This window comes from Amycolatopsis sp. NPDC005961 (genome assembly GCF_040629235.1).
Classification (GTDB): Bacteria; Actinomycetota; Actinomycetes; order Mycobacteriales; family Pseudonocardiaceae; genus Amycolatopsis; species Amycolatopsis camponoti.
Genome location: NZ_JBEXVF010000076.1, coordinates 1 through 18,978 on the forward strand (window position 1 = coordinate 1; position 18,978 = coordinate 18,978).

Here is an 18,978-nt window from a genome sequence, read left to right on the forward strand (position 1 = left end):
CCACCGTCCGTTGCGGTCGGACCGGAGGACCGACCAGATGCCGATCCACACCTGTGCACAGAGTTGTCCACAGGCAGTGGACAACTCGGGTGGTATTAGAATCACGCCCATGGTGCGCGTACCGCTGACGGACGAAGAGCGCGAACGGGGCGAACGCCTCGGCCAGGCGCTGCGGACGGCGCGGGCCGGCCGTAGCATGGTCGACGTCGCGGGCGAGGCCGGGATCTCGGTCGAGACGCTCCGGAAGATCGAGACCGGGCGGATCCCCACGCCGGCTTTCTTCACGGTCGCCGCCATCGCGGACGCCGTCGGGCTGCCGCTGGAAGAGCTGCGGGCGGCGGTCACGCCGGCGGGGTCGCCACCGCTGTCCCAGGCGAGCTAGCTTCCCGGGCATGCACTGGCACCTCACCGAGGACGTCGACGGCTTCCTCACCCGGACCGGGGACTTCCTGCGCTCGCGTCCCGCCCTGCACACCTCCCAGCTGACCCGGCTCGAGAAGCTGCGGACGGACGAGGAGAAGGGCACCCTCTTCGGCCACCTGGAGCAGGAGGGCGAGGTCACGGCGATCTTCTACCGCCGTCCGTCGCAACGCCTGATCGTCACCGCGATCTCGGCCGAGCAGGCCGACGCCCTCGCCGAGCAGCTGAGCGAGCTCGACCACCCGTTGTGCGGCGTGACCGCGGAAGACGACACCGCCGCCGCTTTCGCCGAGGCGTGGCACCGGCGCACCGGCGCGGCGGCGGTGCCCGGCGTGCGGGTCCGGCTCCACCGGCTCGGCACGCTCATCCCGCCGGACCCGATGCCCGAAGGGCACGCCGTGGACGGGCGGGACCACGCGGAGGTCGTCCGCTGGTGCGACGAGTTCGCCGCCGCGGTCGGGCAGGCACCCGTCGCGGACGAGCGCGCCTGGGCCGCCTCGAACTTCGCCGGCAAGGACTTCACCTTCTGGGCGACCGAGACCCCCGTCGCGATGGCGGGCTCGACGCCGATGCTGGCGGGGATGGTCCGGGTCGACCCCGTCTACACCCCCGACCGGTTCCGCGGACGCGGGTACGCGGGCGCCGTGACGGTCGCGGTGAGCCGGGCCGCGCTGGCCGCGGGCGCGACGGACGTGATGCTCTACACCGACCCCGCCAACGTCACCAGCAACGCCCTGTACCGGCGCATCGGCTACATCCCGATCGCCGGCTTCAGCGGGTACGACTTCGCCTAGACCGGGCGCAGCCGGTTCAGGATGTGCTCGCGGTCGTTGAGGAACGCGCACCCCGCGACCGGGAGGTCGTAGCTGTTGAGCAGCTTTTCGAAGTCGGAGAACTCGTCCGCCGAAAACCCGAACCCGACCTTGACCGCGTGGGCCGCCAGTACGTCGGCCAGCTCCTCCCACTCGCCGGACCACAGCAGCGTCCGGTAGTGCGTGTACTGCTCCGGGGACAGGCGATCCGCGACGCTGGTCAGCACGCTGTCGGCGAAGAAGCTGATCCGGTTTTCCGCCAGGTCCGCCACGGTCGGGTTCGCCGGGTCGCGGGCCGCGTCGGGGTTGCGGATCACTCCCGGGCCCGCCACCGGGTACGCCGTGTGGACGTGGCCGTTCTCCTCGACCAGCACGATCACGTGGACGTTGAACCGCTCTCCCGCGCAGCGCCAGCGGCCGTTCAGCTGCTGCCACCGGGCTTCGCTCGGGTCGTTCGCGACGTCCTTGACCACCGAGATGATGTGCTCGTTGCTCCAGCCGGGCGGGAACTCGCTGGTCGCCCTCCGCCCGACGCCCGGTGCGTGTCCGCCACCCACGGGTGCTCCCTTCGTCGCAACGAGCGTAGGTCAAATGGCGGCCGACAGCACCACGATCCCGATGACGAGCAGGTCGGGACCCCGGAAGAGCTGCCGGGTCAGGTTGGCGGGCATCGGCCCCATCGGGGTGTCGACGAAGCCCGGGTTGGCGTAGTCGACGGCCGTCCGCGTGACCGTGCGCAGGATCGACAGCACCGCCAGCGGCACGGCCAGCCACGCCGGCAACGCGAACGACGTCCCGGCCGCGAACGACACGACGGCCAGCACACCCGCCCAGACCAGGCCGGGGCCGGCGAGCACCAGGCCGTGCGCGAGCACCAGCTCGCGGTTCGACGACCCCAGCCAGCGGCGACGGCCCGGGTTGCGCCACAGCTCGCCGAGCCCGGCGCCGAACGGCGTCAGCGCCACGTACGCGCCGAGGCCGGCCAGGACCGCGCCCGGCATCGTCGGCAGCGCGATGTGCGCGACGACCACCGCGAAACCGACCAGCACCGCCGCGCCGGCGTAGCGCGACCGGCCGAGCGTGCCCGCCCAGGCCAGCCGCAGCGGCGTCGGCCGGCGCACGGAGATCCGCCCGATCGGCGCGGACGGCGGGAGCAGCATCATCGGGTCGAGGAAGGTGACGGCGACCGAGCGCAGCACCCGGCCGTCCCACCCGGCGAGCAGCGCGGACCGGCCCGCGCGCGGCACCGGCTCGCCGCCGAACGCCAGCGGCAGCGCCGCGACCAGCACGCCGGCCGCGACGAACTGGACGGTCACCGGGCCGAGGCCGAGCGCGGCGATCGCCAGCCCGAGCACCGCGAGCGCCAGCGGGCCGAACGCGTCGAACCGCAACGCCGTCCGCCGCGCCGAGGCGAACGCGACCACCGCGGTCGCGGCGACGACGGCGATACCCGCGCGCCACTGGTCGAGCCCGGCCCCGCCGACGGCGAGCATCAGCGCGGCCAGGTAGCCGGTCACCGCCACCGCGCCGGTCCAGGCGCCGAGCAGCCGCAGCGTGACGACGCGGCCGCGGTCCACCGGCGCGAAGTCGAGCCACGTCAGCTCGGCCGGCTCGACCCACACGAACCCGCGGCGCAGCAGGCCGCGCCAGCCGACCGCGCAGCAGAGCGTGAGGAGGCCGAGCACGGCGGGGAAGTCCACGTGGGACGAGCCGTAGACGGCCTGGCGCCAGGCGTCGACGTGGAAGAACGCGGTGAAGAGGAACCCGAAGCCGAACAGGAAGACGAACGACGCGGTGTCGCCGCTGAAGATCCCGCCGAACCGCTTGCGACCCGGGATCCGCATCCGTCGGGGAGCGAGTGTCACCACAGTTCGAGCACGCTGTCCGCGGCTTCGAGCAGCGGCGGGTGGTGGGTGGCCACCACGACCGCCGCGCCGGCCGCCGTCGACCGGGCGATCACCTCGACCAGCCACTCCTTGCCCGCGGTGTCGAGCGCGCGCTCCGGCTCGTCGAGCAGCAGCACCCGGTGCGGGCGCGCGGTGACGCCGAGGAGCAGCAGCCGGCGCCGCTGGCCCGCGGAAAAGTGCCCGGACGTCACGCGCATGCGCTCGCCCAGGCCCGCGTCGCGCAGCAGCTCCTCGTGGTCGCCGAGGTCCGCCCCGAAGGAGCCGGACAGGAGTTCCAGGTGCTGCAAGGGCGTCAGCTCGGCGAAGAAGTCGGAGTCGTCGAACAGCACGGACACCTTGCGGCGGAACTCGACGTCCCGCTCGTCCGGCACCTTGCCCGCCACGAGCACGCGGCCCCGCTGCGGCTTCTGCATGCCGTAGAAGCAGCGCATCAGGGTCGACTTGCCGACGCCGTTGGGCCCGACGATCGCGGCGCACTCGCCGGGGTCGACGGAGAAGTCGAGGTCGTCGAACAGCCACAGGTCGCCGGCCCGGACCCCGATGCCCTTCGCGTCGATCATCGGAGTGCTTCGAGCACCGGGGCGAACTGCTCCATGTTCGGCTCCAGGACGGTGTAGTAGGTCAGCCCGAACCGCTCGCGGTGCGCGTGGAGCTGCTCGGCGACCTCGGCGGGCGAGCCGATCAGCGCGGTCGGCAGCTCGGCGAGCTGCTCGACGCTCAGCACGCCCTGCGTCAGCTTCGCCAGCTCTTCGAGCGCCCCCGCGCGATCGTCGGTGATGTTCACGAAGTGGCAGAGCAGGTTGAACTCGACCCCGTTGCGGCCACCGAGCTTCGACCGGACGAATTCGACGCGCTCCTCGATGTCTTCGGCGCTCGCCGGGATCGGGGCACCGCCGTCCGGGAACTTCGCGGTGCCGGTGAACCCGATGATGTCGGCGTGCTCGGCCGCGAGGGTCAGGATCCGGTCACCGCGGCCGGCGAGCAGCAACGGCGGTCCTTCCGGGCGCACCGGCGCCGGCTTGTGCTCCGGGTCAGCGTACAGCCGCTTGAGTTCGAGAATCGTCCGCTCGAGGTGGTCGACGCGCTCGCGCGCGGACGGGAACGGCATCCCGGCCGCCTCGAACTCCTCCTTGACGTACCCGGCGCCCAGCCCCAGCTCCAGCCGGCCTTCGGTGAACTGGTCGGTGCCGGTGACGTCGCGCGCGAGCAGCACCGGGTTGTAGAAGGGCGCGTTGAGCACGAAGGTGTTCAGCTTGACGCGCGACGTGACCTCGCCGGCGAGCACGAGCGCCGGGAACGGCGGCGCCATCCCGAGGTGGTCGGCCGCGGACAGCACGTCGTAGCCGAGATCCTCGACCTTGCGGCACTTCTCGACCCACGCGGCACGGCTGTCCGGCACGACCATGTTGACGCCGAAGCGGAATTCCCCAGTCATACCGACAACGTACTCACCGGAGCTTTTCGATCACCGGGGCGAGCCTGGTCAGGTCGTCTTCGAGCACCGTGAAGTAGCTGACGCCCAGGGTCTCGCGGGTGCGCAGCACCTGCTCGGCCACGGCTTCCGCCGAGCCGGCGAGGACCGTGGCCAGCGCGCCGAGCTCGTCGACGCCGAGGTGCGGCACGAGCCGGTGTGCCGTCTCCAGGGCCGCCCGCCGGTCGTCGGTGATGCGGACGAAGTGGACCATCAGGTTCAGCTCGGCGTCCCGGCCGCCGAGTACCTGCTTGACGAAGCCGGCGCGCTCGGCCAGCGCGGTGGCATCAGCGAGGGCGAGCCGCCCCTCGGACGCGCCGGGCGCCGTGCCGGTGAGGGCGATGGTGTCGGCGTGCGCGGCGGCGAAGGTCAGCATCCGGTCGCCCCGGCCGCCGAGCAGCAGCGGCGGCCGGGGGCGGCCGGTGAACGCGCGATCGATTTCGGTGACCACGTCGACAACCCGCGTGAACCGGCGGCCGGGCGTGCCCCAGTCGATCCCGGCGGCTTCGAACTCCGCGCGGACGTACCCGGCGCCGATCCCGATCTCGAGGCGACCGCCGGTGAAGTCGTCGAGCCCGGCGAGGTCGCGGGCCAGCAGCACCGGGTTGTGGAAGCTCGCGTTGAGGACGTAGGTGTTCAGCCGGATCCGCTCGGTCGCCTCGGCGGCGAGGAGCAGGGCGGGCACCGGCGCGACCCGCCCGAGGTGGTCGACCACGCCGACGACGTCGTAGCCGAGTTCCTCGGCTTTGCGGCACTTCTCCACCCATTCGGCTCGCGAGCCGGGCACGTACAACGCCACCCCGAAGCGGAACGGTCTCATGGACCCGAAAGTACAGAAGGGGACGTCCCGACGGACGTCCCCTTCTCGGTCACGAAGCTCAGCTCAGGCGCTGGGCCAGCGCGTCGAGCTCGTCACGCAGCGAGGTCGGGACCTCGCCGATCTTCTGGAACCACTCCTCGATGAGCGGCAGCTCCTCGCGCCACTCTTCGGGCTTGACGTCCAGGGCGGCCTGGATGTCCTCGATCGGCTCGGTCAGGCCCTCGGTGTCGAGGTCCTCGGCCCGCGGCACGAAGCCGACCGGCGTCTCGACGGCGTTGCCCTTGCCCTCGACGCGCTCGACGACCCACTTGAGGATCCGCGAGTTCTCGCCGAAGCCCGGCCACAGGAAGCGGCCGTCGTCGCCACGGCGGAACCAGTTGACGTAGAAGATCTTCGGCAGCTTGTTCGCGTCGGCGTTCTTGCCCAGGTTCAGCCAGTGCTTGAAGTAGTCACCGGCGTGGTAGCCGAGGAACGGCAGCATCGCCATCGGGTCGCGGCGCACGTTGCCGACCGCGCCGGCCGCGGCCGCCGTGGTCTCCGACGACATGGTGGCGCCCATGAACACGCCGTGCTGCCAGTCGCGGGCCTCGTTCACCAGCGGCACCGTCGTCTTGCGGCGGCCACCGAACAGGATCGCCGAGATCGGCACGCCCTTCGGGTCGTCCCACTCGTCGGCGAGGATCGGGCACTGCGACATCGGCGTGCAGTAGCGCGAGTTCGGGTGGGCGGCCTTCTCGTCGGAGTCCGGCGTCCAGTCCTGCCCCTTCCACGACGTCGCGTGGGCGGGCTTGTTCTCCATGCCCTCCCACCAGATGTCGCCGTCGTCGGTCAGGGCGACGTTCGTGAAGACCGTGTTGCCCTTCTCGATCGTGCGCATCGCGTTCGGGTTGGTGTGCCAGTCGGTGCCCGGCGCGACGCCGAAGAAGCCGAACTCGGGGTTGACCGCGTACAGGCGACCGTCCTCGCCGAAGCGCATCCAGGCGATGTCGTCACCGAGGGTCTCGGCGCGCCAGCCCGGGATGGTCGGCTGCAGCATCGCGAGGTTCGTCTTGCCGCAGGCGCTCGGGAACGCGGCCGCGACGTAGTGGACCTTGTCCTCGGGCGAGATCAGCTTGAGGATCAGCATGTGCTCGGCGAGCCAGCCCTCGTCGCGGGCCATCACCGAAGCGATGCGCAGCGAGTAGCACTTCTTGCCCAGCAGGGAGTTGCCGCCGTAACCCGAGCCGTAGCTCCAGATCGCGCGCTCCTCCGGGAAGTGCGAAATGTACTTCGTCGTGTTGCAGGGCCAGGAAACGTCCTTCTCGCCCGGCTCGAGCGGCGCACCCACGGAGTGGAGGGCGGGCACGAATTCACGCTCGCTGCCATCCGGCGCGACGAACTTGTCGAGGGCCGCCTTGCCCGCGCGGGTCATCACGCGCATCGAGGCGACAACGTAGGCGAAATCGGTGATTTCGATACCCAGCTTGGGATTCTCGTCGGCGAGGGGACCCATGCAGAAGGGGATGACGTACATCGTGCGGCCGCGCATCGAGCCCCGGAAGAGCTCGGTCATGGTGGCCTTCATCTCGGCCGGGTCCATCCAGTTGTTGGTGGGACCGGCGTCCTCGGGACGCTCCGAGCAGATGAAGGTGCGGTCTTCGACGCGGGCGACGTCGTTGGGGTCGGAAGTGGCCCAGAAGGAGTTGGGCTTCGACTTGAGCTGCACGAACGTGCCGGCCTCGACCAGCTCCTGGTTGATCCGGGCGGCTTCTTCGTCAGACCCGTCGACCCACACCACGCGGTCCGGGGTGGTCAGTTCGGCGACCTCCCGGACGAAGGACAGCACGCCAGTGTGCGTCGTCGGCGCGGTGTCCAGTCCGGGGATGGCGACTGCGGTCATCTCTACTCCTGACTTCCGACGACAAATGAGCCCGCTCGGAACGTCGGTGTTCCGATGCGGGCTTCGTTGCCGGCGACCGAATGGCTTCGCACACCGGCTGGCGAACCGGTGTGCGGTGATTTGGGATTCTTCGAGAGTAGCCGCATGACCGGCAGGTAACCGATAGCTGACGTGTACGTTCTCTCACAAGAACGATAAGGGAATCGATTCAGACGTCACCGGATCGGTGCATTCGCAGTAAATCTTGCGGTGGGCGCGATCACACCCGTGACCTGCTCGTTTTCATTTGCGACATGAAGAAAGCCCGACGCCGGAGCCTCGGGCTTTCAAACTGTGACCTGGGTTACTTTTCAGTTGGGCGAGATCCACTGCCCGGTGCCGGAGTCGATGCGCGCGACGCCTTCCAGGGTCTGCGTGCCGGCCGCGCCCCACGCCGCGTCGTCGGCCGGGTCGCCGAGCTGCTCGCCGCTGCCCGAGTCCATCAGTCCACTGTTGACCTCGGTCCACTGGCCGGGTCCGCTGTGCTCGAACGTCGTGGTCGTGCCGTCCGCGTCGGTCTGCACCGCGATGTCGGCTTCGCCGTCGCCGTCCTTGTCGGTGAAGGCGATCGTGCCGCCGCTCTTCGTCTCGACGATGGCGGTGTCGTTGTGTCCGTCGTGGTCGGTGTCGATCGTCGCGGCGCCCGCGTCGACCTCTCCGTCCGGCATGTCCGCGTGGATGTGGCCGCCGGAGCTGTCGTCGTGGCCGCTCGTGCCGGAGTCGTCGTGGCCGCCCCCGGAGGCCTCGACCCATTCGCCGCTGGCCTCGTCGTAGACGGCCTGCTCGACGACCTTCCCGTTCTCGTCCAGCACGGCGTACTGGTCGGCTTCACCATCGTGGTTCGTGTCGATGAAGGCCTGGGCGGTGCCGTCGTCGTGCTCGACGATCGCGGTGTCGTTGACGCCGTCGTCGTTCACGTCGTAGTTGACCTCGGCCTGGTACTCCTGGCCGTCGACGTGGACGGTCATCGCCTCGCTGCCGCTGGCACCGGTGTCGCTGCCGCCGCTCTCGTCGACCCACATGGGAACTGCCCCCTTTGAACCGGGTAACGCCGTCTCTGACCTGCTGTCGGAGGGTATGACTCACCGTAGGCCCGTTCGGTTCCGCTCCACAACCGGACGGGTGGTCAGGCCGTCTTGTCCCGCAGTGCCCGGATCCGCGTCAGGAAGGCTTCGGCCCGCTCACGGCCGTCGCTGACCTCTTTGAGCCGCTTCGAGACGATCGCGATCTTCTTGGCGCGTTCCTGGGCGCCCATCTTGATCGTCTTGTCGACTTCCTTCAGCTCGGCCTCGATCGCGTCGATGCGCCGGCCCAAGGCTTCGTCCAGGGCCATCGACAGCTGCTGCTCGGCCTCGATGAGCTGCTCGGCGACGAGCTGGTCGAGCGTCGAGCGGGCGTCCGCGATGGCCTCGACCAGCCACTGCTTCATGTGCTGCTTGTCGGCGGCGTGCTTGCGCGTGCGGGCCATCCACCAGCCGGCACCGAGGCCGATGATGATCGTCGCGGGCAGCACGACGGGGTTGAGGATCGCGACGCCGGCGAGCGGCAGCGCGGCCACCTTGCCGGCGCCGACGCCGCCGGAGATGCCCATGAACACGAGCAGCTTGTCCTCGGCCGTCGGCGGCTTCTTGTCCGGCGGCCGCAGCACCACCGGCGGGCCGCCAGCCCTGGCGAACTGCGCGCGGATGACGTCGAGCTCCTCGGCGGAGAACAGCTCCGACAGCGAGACGTTCGTGACCTGGTTCAGGCGCTGGGAGAGCAGCATCGAGATCCGCTGCGACGTCGTCTGGAGCGCGATGTCGACCTGCTGCGGCAACGCGGCCAGCTCGTCGCGCTTCGCCGCGTCGATCAGCTGGCGGAAGTGGGTCTGCGCGTCCCGCATCTGCCTGCTGCTTTCGTGCAGGACCTCGACGCGCGTGCGCTGAACCTCGCCGCGCAGCTTCAGCTGCCAGCCGCGGGTCGATGTCCGGCGTTCGGCCTGCAGCTGGTCACGGCGTTCACGGAGGACTTCGGCCTCGGCCTCGCCCGCGGACAGCGCCCGGCTCTCGGCCTGCAGCTTCGCCTTCAGCTCGCCGAGTGCGCTGGAGAGGGCACGCAGCGTGTTCGCTTCGCCGAGCATCGCCGAGCGGCCGACGAGCAGCTCCTGCAGCGCCGTCTGCACCGCGGCGACGCCGGACTTCTCCCGCAGCATCGCGGCCATCTGCTCGTTGGGCGCCTTCGACGCGGTCTCGAACATCCGCGCCGACACCGGGTGGAACACCGAGTCGGCGAAGCGCGGGGCGTGCTCGCGCAGCAGCTGCCGGTCGGCCTCCATGACCTCGCGCCAGCCGCGGAACATGTCCACCTTGGTCAGTGCGAACAGCACGGTCTCGACGCGCTCGCCGACGTCGCGCAGGAACTGCAGCTCGGTGGAGGTGAACGGCGCCGACGCGTCGACGACGAACAGCAGCGCGGTCGCGCCCGCGGCGGCTTCCTTGGCCAGCTCGCCGTGCATCGAGTCGAGGCCGCCGACCCCCGGGGTGTCGACCAGCGAAAGCCGCTCGAGCAGCGGCACGGGACCGGTGACCTCGACGTACCGCGGCGGGATCTGGCCGGGCGGCAGCTCGTGCGCGGCGGAGACCCAGTTGATCAGCTGGCCGAGGTCGATCGGGACGGACGCGAGCTGGCCGGGGTAGCAGGCCTGGGCGCCCCACACGTCGGCGTGGTCGAACACGAGGTAGGTCGCGGTGGCGACGTCGGCGTCCACAGGGGACAGTCCCGGCATCGCGAGCAGCGCGTTGACCAGGGAGCTCTTCCCGCGGTTCGTCTCGCCGACGACCACGACGGCCGGCTTCTTCGGCCGCGCCCGCCGGACGGCGTCGACCCACTTGGCGGCGGCCGGGTCGGCGTCACGCACGACGGTCAGCAGCTGGTCTCGCGCCGCCGCGACCTGCGCGGGCAGGCTCGGCGCGGTGGGTGCGCTCATACGCCGACCTCGCTGACGCTCAGTTCGGCCTGAGCGGCGAGCGCTGTGTTGAATGATTCACTCGCAAGCTCGCTCATGGGGTCTTCTTCGCGTAGACGGTGACGATCGGGGCGCGCAGCAGGCGATCGTGGTCGGCGAACCCGGTGACCTCGGTTTCGGCGACGACGCCGTCGAGCGCCGGGTCTTCGGTGGGGATCGCGCCGCCGGCTTCGTGCCGGGCCGGGTCGAACCGCTCGCCGTCGGGCCGCAGGGCCTGGACGCCGATGGCGGCGAGGCCTTCTTCGAGGCGTTCGACGACGCCGCCGCTGCGCGCGCGATCCAGCGCGTACAGGCACATCTGGATCAGTGCTTGGCGATCTGCGAGGGCGCGCTCCAGATCCGCCGTCGTTGCGGGGGTTCCGGGTGGCGGAGCCCCCGGCTCGGGGCGAAGCCCCGAGGACGACACGGTCACCTGCTGCAAGGGGTGCACATCGGTGTCCGACGCACCTTCGGCGGCGCCGGTTCCCTTTTCGGCGTCGGCCTGCTTGACGATCTCGGCGATGCTGACCGCCGCGATCTGGCCGGTGGGGGTGTCGTCGGGATCGACGGATCCGTCCTTGCGAAACCACGCCATGAGCACCACCCCGTCCCGGTTGCGCCAGATTCCACCAGTTTGGCCGACTCAGGCGCCATCCGGGGCCGAAACGGGACGAAGGAACCGGACCAGGATCGTCCGGAGGATCGCTTGCTCCGCCGGGAGATCGAGGTCCGGGTCGAGGGCGGCCCGCGAAATCATCGCGTCGATCAGCCCGGCGACCCAGCCGGCGGCCGCGCGCGGGGCGACGCCGGGGTCGATCAGTCCGGCCTCGGCGGCCCGCCCGACCAGCACGGCCAAGCCGTCGCGGAGGGCGCCGTCGTTGCGCCGGACCAGTTCGGCGAACTCGTCGTCGCGGGCGGCCTGCGCCGCGGCTTCCAGGACCAGCCGGACGACGGCGGGGTGCGCGACCTGGCCGGCCAGGTCGGTGACGACGTCGAGCAGCGCTTTCCACGGGTCTTCGGCCTTCGCCGCGGCTTCGAGGCGTGCGGCCGTCGCGGCGGCGTCGTCGGTGAAGATCGCCGTGAAGATCGCGCGCTTGGTGGGGAAGTAGTGGAAGAGGCTGCCGGAGCTGATGCCCGCGGCCCGGCAGATGTCCGCCGTCGTCGTCCGCTCGAAGCCCTTCTCGGCGAAGCAGCCGACGGCGGCGTCGACGATCGACGCGCGCTTGGCCGCGTGCTTGGCCGGGTCGACCGTCCTCATCGCTCAACCGGCGGCTCGTCGCGCCAGGGGTAGCCGTGCTCGGCGAAGGCGGGCGCCAGCTCGTGGTTGCGCAGGTCGGTCTTCTCGCGGACGATCTCCCGGCCGTCGGTCGTGCGCAGGACGAGCTCCTTGCCGTCGAGGTAGACGGCTTCGAGGTCGGCCTCGATGCGTCGCGTCTTGTCGCCGCGCACCAGCGTGACGCGGGTCGGCGAGACGGTGACGACCAGGCGCTCGACCGCCCAGACCACGGCGAAGACCAGGCCGAGCACCAGCCCGCCGGCGACCGCGGCGAGCGTCGCCCACGGCTGCGGCAGCTTCGTGAGCACCTTGAACACGCCCTGGAACGGGAAGGCGTCGAGGCCGCTGACCCACGCGGCGATGGCCCACACGCCTACGCCGAGGGCGCCGCCGGCCAGCGGGCAGCCGACCCAGGACGCGGTGCGCAGCCACGACGGCTCGTCGACGGTCGTCTCCATGCCGCCTATTATTAGACCGCGTACTCGGTTTATGAAAGCCGGGGGCTCAGACCAGCTCGTCGATCACCCCGCGGAGCACGGCCTCGAGACCCGGGCCGTCCTCGGCGAGCCGGGACGAAACGAGCAGCTGGTCGTCGGCCGTGCGCAGCCAGATCGATCCGGCGACGGAGATCTCGATGACGTTCAGCCGGAACGGGTACGCGCGGCGCCCCAGCCGCACCTCGGCCTCGCGCACCAGCTGGCCGAGCCGCTCGCCGGCCACGATCTGGCGCCGGTAGAAGCCGGGCGCCCACGGCGTGCCGCCCGACGGCTCGCCCGCGCCGCGCAGGGCGGGCCCGCGCGCGTTGGCGAAGTGGCGGGCCGCGGCCGGGCCGAAGATGTCAAGCGCCTGCCGCATCGCCGAACCCTGCGCGAGCGCGGGCCTGCCGTAGCGGGAACGCGGGCTGCGCGGGTCGGGGTCTTCGCGGTTGCGGAGGAAGGCGAGGAGGTCGACCCACCAGTCGGCCCACTGCGCCTGGACGGCCGCGCGGTCGATTCCGGCCGGGACGTGCACCGGGACCTGCGGCTCCACGGGCGGCAGCACCTGTCCTTCGGAAACGGACAGGGCCAGGGCGTCACGGATGTACAGCGCGACGTCGATCTCGTTCTCGCTGCTCCAGCCGGCTCGCCAGGATGTCGTGTTTTCTAGGCGCACGGTTCAACAGTACGCGGAAAACCGCGCCTACCTGCGGAAGTCGGCAAGCAGAAACAAGCCTCAGGCTTCGCGGACCTGCTGCCACATCAAGAAGTACGCGCGGTGCACGACGTGCGCGACGCGGCTCTGCGCGGGCGTCGCGCCGAAGGACGCGAAGGACCGCCACCAGCCCGCGCGTTCGAGGGCGTGCGCGGCCAGCTCCGGACGTGGCGCCCCCGGCTTGCCCAGCTGGGCCCCGATGTCGGCGTTGCTGCCCACCCGCAGCACCTCCTCGGACAGGTCCTCCGGCATGTCGACCGCGCCGGACGCGACCAGCGTCAGCGCTTCGAGCAGCCGCAGCTGGTGGGCCTCGGGCTTGGCGAGCAGCACCTCGATGGCGTCGTGGACGCGCTGGCGTTCGCCCGGGTCGCCGGAAGCGTGCGCGAGCGCGGTGACCGACGCCAGGGCGGCGGCCGCCTTGATGCCGTCGGCGCGGGCGGCGAACACGATCGACAGCCGCTGCCGCACCGCTTCCAGGCCGGACGCGTCGAGCAGCGAGCGCCGCAGCGCGCCCGCCGTGACCTCCGGTTCCTTGCGGATGGCCTCGACGGCGTGCGAGACGCCGAACAGGTCGAGCTTCTCCAGCAGCCGCAGCCGGGTCCCGGACGGGACGTCGCACTCCCAGCTGGTGAAGATGTCGGCCGAGATCAGCATGGTCTGCAGGACGTCGTCGTCGAGGTCGGCGAGTTGCCGCAGCGCCTCGGCGTCGGCGGAGGTGAACCCACCCGACTCCGCGGACTCGGCGATCAGCCCGATCACCGGCAGCACGTCGGCGACGCGCGGCTTCAACGTCGACGCCTGCTTCTCCGAGAGGATCGTCGCGGCCTTCCAGATGTCGCCGTCGGCGCCTTCGACGGACTCCGGCGCGATGGTGTCGGCCTTGTTCAGCACGGCGATGGCGTTGACCGGCCCGGCCTCGCGGCTCGCGGTGGCCGCGGTGAAGGCGGCGAGGGCCTGCTGGTCGTCGGCGCGGACGCCCTGGGTGACGACGTAGAGCACGGCTTCGGCGCCGGCGACGGCGTTGCGCGAGGTGTCGTCCAGCTCGTCCGAGCCTTCGTCGTCCTTGGCGTGCTTCGCGGCGCCCAGCAGCTGCTCGGTGCGCGACACCGAAGCGGCGTCGAGCGAACCGAGGCCGGGGGTGTCGATCACCGTCATGCCCTGGAGGACGGCGTTGGTCAGGTACGCCTCGATGTGCGACACCTGCTCGATGTCGACGCCCAGCTCGGCCGGGATCATCCCGTCGGCGGCGAAGGGGAGCACCTGCTTGCGGCCGTCGGTGAAGACGATCTCGACGCGGTCGACCGTGCCGTACTGGAACCGGGTCACCAGCCGCGTGCACTCACCGATGTCGGTGGGCGCGACCCGACGCCCGATCAGCGCGTTGACCAGCGTCGACTTGCCCGACTTGATCCGCCCGGCCACGGCCACCTGCAGCGGCGCGCCGAGCCGGCGCAGCACCTCCGCGAACCCGGCCGCGGTGCGCGCGGAGACCTGCGACTGCAGGCGGTGACACAGGTTGGCCACCGACATCGACAGCGGGCCGGCGAGCCGGCCCTGCTCCGGTGACGTCACGGCCCCCAGCCCTCCCGTCGTACGGACAACCTCTGAATCGTGCCATGTCCTCATCCGCAGGTCGCACCGAAGGTGGTACCGGCGACCGACGCGCGTTCTCCGCCCCGCGACCTAGGGTTGCCTGGTGCGACGGCTGAGCCTCTGGATGCGTGCCCACCCCATGGCGGGCGACACGGTGCTGGCCGTCCTGCTCGGCCTGGTCGACATGCTGCTGTTCGTCGCCGACCAGTTCGCCGAGCTGCCGGAGCTGCCGCCCTGGTTCGTGGCGGTGCCGATCAACATCGCGATGGTCGCGCCGCTGGTGTTCCGGCGGCGGTCGCCGCTGTGGTCGGCCTACGTCGTGCTGGTCATCAGCATCGTGCACGCGACGCTGATGCTCGGCATCGGCAGCGCCGCCGGGCTGGCGATGAGCATCTACTCGGTCGTCGTCTACGCCGGGCGCCGGCAGGGCTTGATCTTCGTCGGGGCGGTGATCGTCTCGTCGGCCGTGCAGCTGGCACTGGAGCCGCTCGACGACGAGCTCGTCATCGCGATCCTGTTCCTCGCGTTCGGCATCGCCCTGTGCTGGACGCTCGGCGAGTTCGTCGGCGCCCGGCGCGCCTACGACGTGGAAGTGGAGGCCCGGTTGCACCTGCTCGAAACCGAACGGGACCAGGCCACCCGGATCGCGGTGGCCGAGGAGCGCGGGCGGATCGCGCGCGAGCTGCACGACGTCGTCGCGCACGCGGTCAGCGTCATGGTGGTGCAGGCCGACGGCGCGTCGTACGCGATCGAGAGCAACCCCGAGCTCGCGCGACGGGCCCTGCAAACGATTTCCGAGACCGGCCGCGGCGCGCTCGGCGAGCTGCGGCGCCTGCTCGACGTCCTCCGCAGCGACGACGCCGACGGCGAGCCCCGCGTCCCGCAGCCGGACGCGCACGCCCTCGCCGAGCTGGCCGACCGGATGCGCACCGCCGGGGTGCCGGTGGAGCTGGAGACGAACGAGCTCGGCGACCTGCCCGCCGGCGTCTCGCTGGGGATCTACCGGATCGTCCAGGAGTCGCTGACCAACACGCTCAAGCACGCCGGCCGCGGCGCGACCGCGTCGGTGCGGGTGCACCGCACCGGCGACCTGGTGGAGGTCCAGGTCTCCGACGACGGCGCGGGCCGCATCCCGCAGCTGACGCCGGCCGGCTCTTCGCAACGGCTGCCGGGCGGCAACGGCTTGATCGGCATGCGCGAACGCGCGCACGTGTACGGCGGGACATTGGACGTGGGCCCGGCTCCGGGCGGTGGGTGGCAGGTCCGTGCGGCCCTGCCGGTTAGGTTGGACAAGTGATCCGTGTCGTGGTCGTCGACGACCAGGAACTGATGCGCGTCGGGTTCCGGATGGTGCTGGGCGCGCAGGCCGACATCGACGTGGTCGGCGAGGCCGGCGACGGCGCGCAGGCCATCCGGATGGCCGAGGAGCTGCGCCCCGACGTCGTGCTGATGGACGTCCGGATGCCGGTGCTCGACGGCGTCGAGGCGACCAAGCGCATCGTCGCCGCCGGCACCGCGCGCGTGCTGGTGATGACGACGTTCGACCTCGACGAGTACGTCTATTCGGCGCTGCAGGGCGGGGCGAGCGGGTTCCTGCTCAAGGACACCCAGCCCGGTCACCTGGTGTCGGCCCTGCGAGCGGTCGCTTCGGGCGACGCGGTGGTGTCGCCCTCGGTCACCCGCCGTCTCCTCGACCGCTTCGTCGGCACCGGCGGCGCGCCGATGCGGGACACCGCCGAGCTGGACGTGCTCACCGACCGCGAGCGCGAGGTGCTCGTGCTGATCGCCAAGGGCATGTCGAACCTGGAGATCGCCGAGACGCTGTTCCTGTCGGAGGCGACGGTGAAGACGCACGTCGGGCGGATCCTGGCGAAGCTGGATCTGCGGGACCGGGTGCAGGCCGTGGTGCTGGCCTACGAAACCGGTCTCGCGCGCCCCGGCTTGGCTTAACGGTAACCGTCCGGCGGAGTGGTCACCGGGTCCTTGCCCGCGTTGCGGACTTCGGTGAGCCAGCGGCCGAAGTCCGGGCGGTCGCCGTCGACGTCGGTGTAGCCGTACTCCTTCATCAGCGTCCACGACGCCAGCGTCTGACCGGCGAAGCGGGAGACCTGCGGGTCCTGCGCCAGCGCCGCGACACCGCGCGCGAGCAGGTACGGCGTCTCGGAAATCTTGAAGTCGACCGGCGCGAGCTTGCCGACGGCGTCGCGCCAGTTGTCCTCGGTCACCTCGAAGTGGTCGAGCATCGACTCCGAACGCAGGAAGCCCGGCGTCACCGCGAGCCCGACGCAGTCGTTCTTCTTCAGCTCCACGCCCAGCGCCCGGCCGAGCGCGCGGATGCCGCACTTGGCCAGGTAGTAGGGGAGACCCGCGCCGACGTAGTCGTCGTTGTCGCCGTCGGTCACCTCGAGCACCAGGCCGCGCCGCGCGACCACCAGCGGCAGCAGCTTGTGCAACGCGATCAGGTGCGTGTCGAGCGCGTTGTGCGTCAGGTTCAGCGCGTCTTCGAGCGGCGTCTCCCAGAACGGCGCGTCGAAGTGGAAGTACATGTCGCCGCCCCAGACGTCGTCGACCAGGATGTCGATTCCGTCCACTTCGGACTCGATGCGTGCCTTCAGTGCGTCCACATCGGACACTGACGTGAAGTCGCAGCGGACGACCACGGCCTTGCCACCCGCTGCCTCGACGAGTTCGCCCGTCTCCTCGATCGTCTCCGGGCGCTTCAGCGGTGACGCCGTTTCGCGCGTCGTGCGGCCGGTGACGTACACCGTCGCGCCCGCGCGGCCCAGCTCCACAGCGATCGCGCGTCCGCAGCCCCGGGTCGCCCCCGTGACCACGGCTACCTTGCCCTGCAAGCTCATGTGTTCTCCCGTCCCCGCCACGCGGACAGCACCGCGTCGACGTCCTCCGCCAGCCGGTCGGCCAGCCGCCCGTGCGGCCGGATCGACCAGTCGATCGACACCCCGTTGATCACGTCCAGCACGACCCGTGCCGCGCGCGGCACGCTCGGCGCGTGCGGCAACGACGAGGCCGCCGCCCGCACGAGCCGTCGCAGTTCTTCTTCGACCGCCGTGAAGTGCTCGCCCAGCAGCGACCGCAGCACCGGGTCGCCGATGTCCACGCCGAGCTGGCCCAGGTGGTTCGCCGCTTCTTCGGCGTCACCCAGCACCTCGTAGACCGACACCGCGGCGGCGCGCAGGCCGTCGACCGGGTCGTCCGCCCGCTCGGCGCGCTCGCGCATCAGCTCGACCGCCCGCTGGGTGTTGCGCCGGCTGACCGCCTGCAGCAGACCGCTCTTCGAGCCGAACCGCTGCGCGACCGTGCCGACCGAAACCCCGGCCTCCGAAGCGACCTGCGCGAGCGTGAAACCGGGGCCGCAGCGGCCGATCACTGTCTCCGCCGCACCCAGCAAACGCTCGTCGGTGATGCTCCTCGGCCGGGCCACCCAGTTATTGAACCACAGTTCATTAATGTCGTCGAATCAGGGTCGTCTCAGGGTCATCACGGATCGCGCATCGGCCGAAGAGCCAGCAAGGTACTACTCAGGTAGGGGGCCCGGTTCGGTCTCCAGGGTGACGCGCGAACCGGCTCCGACCCGCGACGATGAACGCGTCGTAAGCGAGGGGCGGAAGAGGAGCAGTCATGATCGAGGCAACCGGCCTCACCAAGCGGTACGGAAAGACACTGGCGGTGAACAACCTGTCGTTCTCCGTGGCCGCGGGTCAGGTCACCGGCTTCCTCGGCCCGAACGGGGCGGGCAAGTCCACCACCATGCGCATGATCCTGGGCCTGGACAACCCCACGGGCGGCCAGGTCACCATCGGGGGCAAGAAGTACCACCAGCTCAAGGAACCGCTGCGCACGGTCGGCGCGCTGCTCGACGCGAAGTGGGTGCACCCCAACCGCTCGGCGCGCGCCCACCTGCAGTGGATGGCGAAGTCCAACCGCATCCCGAACAGCCGCGTCGACGAGGTGCTCGACACCGTCGGCCTGACGAGCGTCGCCGGCAAGCGTGCCGGCGGGTTCTCACTCGGCATGTCGCAGCGGCTCGGCATCGCGGCCGCCCTGCTGGGCGATCCCGAGGTGCTGCTGTTCGACGAGCCGGTGAACGGCCTCGACCCGGAGGGCATCCTCTGGATCCGGAAGTTCATGCACCGGCTGGCCGAGGAAGGCCGCACGGTCTTCGTGTCGAGCCACCTGCTTTCGGAGATGGCGCTGACCGCGAGCAACCTCGTGGTGATCGGCCGCGGGCAGCTGATCTCGCAGTCCACCACCGAGGAATTCGTCTCCCGCGCCGCGGAGAACACCGTCAAGGTGCGCTCGCCGCAGCTGGCCGAGCTGCGCGAGGTCCTGCAGCGCGCCAGCGCCGGGATCGCCGAGGAAGCGAACGCGCTCGTGGTCTCCGGGATGGACAGCGACAAGATCGGGGAGATCGCCGCTGCCAACCGGATCGTGCTGCACGAGCTGAGCCCGCAGACCGGCTCGCTCGAACAGGCCTTCATGCAGATCACCGGCGACTCCGTCGAGTACCACACCGGTCTCGACGCCGAGGCGCACCACGTGCTCGAGTCCGCCAAGTAAACGGGGAAA

20 protein-coding genes are annotated in these 18,978 nt (G+C 70.9%); 5 read left to right on the top strand and 15 right to left on the bottom strand.

Annotation, left to right across the window (positions count from 1 at the left end):
* Nucleotides 1–109: 109 nt before the first annotated feature.
* Together ABZ342_RS41085 and ABZ342_RS41090 are read left to right on the top strand one after the other, a co-directional pair.
* Nucleotides 110–382, top strand: a complete 273-nt coding sequence (locus tag ABZ342_RS41085) for a helix-turn-helix transcriptional regulator (protein WP_155548195.1) — start codon at nucleotides 110–112, stop codon at nucleotides 380–382.
* A gap of 10 nt (nucleotides 383–392) precedes the next feature.
* Nucleotides 393–1,214, top strand: a complete 822-nt coding sequence (locus ABZ342_RS41090) for a GNAT family N-acetyltransferase (RefSeq protein ID WP_360485228.1) — start codon at nucleotides 393–395, stop codon at nucleotides 1,212–1,214.
* Here the strand turns inward: ABZ342_RS41090 and ABZ342_RS41095 are convergent.
* From ABZ342_RS41095 to ABZ342_RS41155, 13 genes are all read right to left on the bottom strand, one after another.
* Nucleotides 1,211–1,789, bottom strand: a complete 579-nt coding sequence (locus ABZ342_RS41095; protein ID WP_155548197.1) for an EndoU domain-containing protein — start codon at nucleotides 1,787–1,789, stop codon at nucleotides 1,211–1,213. The genes ABZ342_RS41090 and ABZ342_RS41095 overlap by 4 nt on opposite strands.
* A gap of 30 nt (nucleotides 1,790–1,819) precedes the next feature.
* Nucleotides 1,820–3,100: a hypothetical protein gene (locus tag ABZ342_RS41100; protein ID WP_360485232.1), complete on the bottom strand. Its 1,281-nt coding sequence runs from the start codon at nucleotides 3,098–3,100 to the stop codon at nucleotides 1,820–1,822.
* A complete protein-coding gene (locus ABZ342_RS41105) occupies nucleotides 3,094–3,699 on the bottom strand; it encodes an ABC transporter ATP-binding protein (RefSeq protein ID WP_155548199.1) in 606 nt (201 codons plus the stop codon). The genes ABZ342_RS41100 and ABZ342_RS41105 overlap by 7 nt, the downstream gene beginning before the upstream one ends.
* Complete coding sequence (locus ABZ342_RS41110; protein WP_360485236.1) at nucleotides 3,696–4,574, bottom strand: LLM class F420-dependent oxidoreductase; 879 nt, start codon at nucleotides 4,572–4,574, stop codon at nucleotides 3,696–3,698. The genes ABZ342_RS41105 and ABZ342_RS41110 overlap by 4 nt, the downstream gene beginning before the upstream one ends.
* A gap of 13 nt (nucleotides 4,575–4,587) precedes the next feature.
* A complete protein-coding gene (locus ABZ342_RS41115) occupies nucleotides 4,588–5,430 on the bottom strand; it encodes a TIGR03621 family F420-dependent LLM class oxidoreductase (RefSeq protein ID WP_360485239.1) in 843 nt (280 codons plus the stop codon).
* 58 nt (nucleotides 5,431–5,488) lie between these two features.
* On the bottom strand, nucleotides 5,489–7,309 hold the full coding sequence (locus ABZ342_RS41120; protein ID WP_360485242.1) for a phosphoenolpyruvate carboxykinase (GTP): 1,821 nt from the start codon (nucleotides 7,307–7,309) through the stop codon (nucleotides 5,489–5,491).
* Nucleotides 7,310–7,659: 350 nt separating this feature from the next.
* Nucleotides 7,660–8,370: a hypothetical protein gene (locus ABZ342_RS41125; protein ID WP_155548203.1), complete on the bottom strand. Its 711-nt coding sequence runs from the start codon at nucleotides 8,368–8,370 to the stop codon at nucleotides 7,660–7,662.
* Between the two features lie 104 nt (nucleotides 8,371–8,474).
* Nucleotides 8,475–10,313 carry a dynamin family protein gene (locus tag ABZ342_RS41130; protein WP_360485245.1) on the bottom strand — a complete coding sequence of 613 codons (1,839 nt, stop codon included), beginning with the start codon at nucleotides 10,311–10,313 and terminating at the stop codon, nucleotides 8,475–8,477.
* 73 nt (nucleotides 10,314–10,386) lie between these two features.
* Nucleotides 10,387–10,926 carry a nucleotide exchange factor GrpE gene (gene grpE, locus ABZ342_RS41135; protein WP_360485248.1) on the bottom strand — a complete coding sequence of 180 codons (540 nt, stop codon included), beginning with the start codon at nucleotides 10,924–10,926 and terminating at the stop codon, nucleotides 10,387–10,389.
* Between the two features lie 48 nt (nucleotides 10,927–10,974).
* Nucleotides 10,975–11,589, bottom strand: a complete 615-nt coding sequence (locus ABZ342_RS41140) for a TetR/AcrR family transcriptional regulator (RefSeq protein ID WP_360485251.1) — start codon at nucleotides 11,587–11,589, stop codon at nucleotides 10,975–10,977.
* Nucleotides 11,586–12,065 carry a hypothetical protein gene (locus ABZ342_RS41145; protein ID WP_155548206.1) on the bottom strand — a complete coding sequence of 160 codons (480 nt, stop codon included), beginning with the start codon at nucleotides 12,063–12,065 and terminating at the stop codon, nucleotides 11,586–11,588. The genes ABZ342_RS41140 and ABZ342_RS41145 overlap by 4 nt, the downstream gene beginning before the upstream one ends.
* A 46-nt stretch (nucleotides 12,066–12,111) precedes the next feature.
* Nucleotides 12,112–12,759 (bottom strand): hypothetical protein, encoded by a 648-nt coding sequence (locus ABZ342_RS41150; RefSeq protein ID WP_155548207.1) that lies wholly within the window; start codon nucleotides 12,757–12,759, stop codon nucleotides 12,112–12,114.
* 60 nt (nucleotides 12,760–12,819) lie between these two features.
* Complete coding sequence (locus tag ABZ342_RS41155) at nucleotides 12,820–14,328, bottom strand: dynamin family protein (protein WP_360485282.1); 1,509 nt, start codon at nucleotides 14,326–14,328, stop codon at nucleotides 12,820–12,822.
* 202 nt (nucleotides 14,329–14,530) lie between these two features.
* Between ABZ342_RS41155 and ABZ342_RS41160 the strand changes: the two genes are divergently transcribed.
* Together ABZ342_RS41160 and ABZ342_RS41165 are read left to right on the top strand one after the other, a co-directional pair.
* Nucleotides 14,531–15,688, top strand: a complete 1,158-nt coding sequence (locus ABZ342_RS41160; protein WP_360485285.1) for a sensor histidine kinase — start codon at nucleotides 14,531–14,533, stop codon at nucleotides 15,686–15,688.
* On the top strand, nucleotides 15,685–16,341 hold the full coding sequence (locus tag ABZ342_RS41165; protein WP_360485255.1) for a response regulator transcription factor: 657 nt from the start codon (nucleotides 15,685–15,687) through the stop codon (nucleotides 16,339–16,341). Before ABZ342_RS41160 ends, ABZ342_RS41165 begins: the two co-directional genes overlap by 4 nt.
* Here the strand turns inward: ABZ342_RS41165 and ABZ342_RS41170 are convergent.
* Entirely contained in the window at nucleotides 16,338–17,249 is a 912-nt protein-coding gene (locus tag ABZ342_RS41170) for an SDR family NAD(P)-dependent oxidoreductase (RefSeq protein ID WP_360485258.1), read from the bottom strand. The two genes, ABZ342_RS41165 and ABZ342_RS41170, sit on opposite strands and share 4 nt — an antisense overlap.
* Nucleotides 17,246–17,833: a TetR/AcrR family transcriptional regulator gene (locus ABZ342_RS41175; RefSeq protein ID WP_360485261.1), complete on the bottom strand. Its 588-nt coding sequence runs from the start codon at nucleotides 17,831–17,833 to the stop codon at nucleotides 17,246–17,248. The genes ABZ342_RS41170 and ABZ342_RS41175 overlap by 4 nt, the downstream gene beginning before the upstream one ends.
* Before the next feature lie 197 nt (nucleotides 17,834–18,030).
* Between ABZ342_RS41175 and ABZ342_RS41180 the strand changes: the two genes are divergently transcribed.
* Nucleotides 18,031–18,969 carry an ABC transporter ATP-binding protein gene (locus tag ABZ342_RS41180; protein ID WP_155548212.1) on the top strand — a complete coding sequence of 313 codons (939 nt, stop codon included), beginning with the start codon at nucleotides 18,031–18,033 and terminating at the stop codon, nucleotides 18,967–18,969.
* The last annotated feature ends 9 nt before the right edge of the window (nucleotides 18,970–18,978 follow it).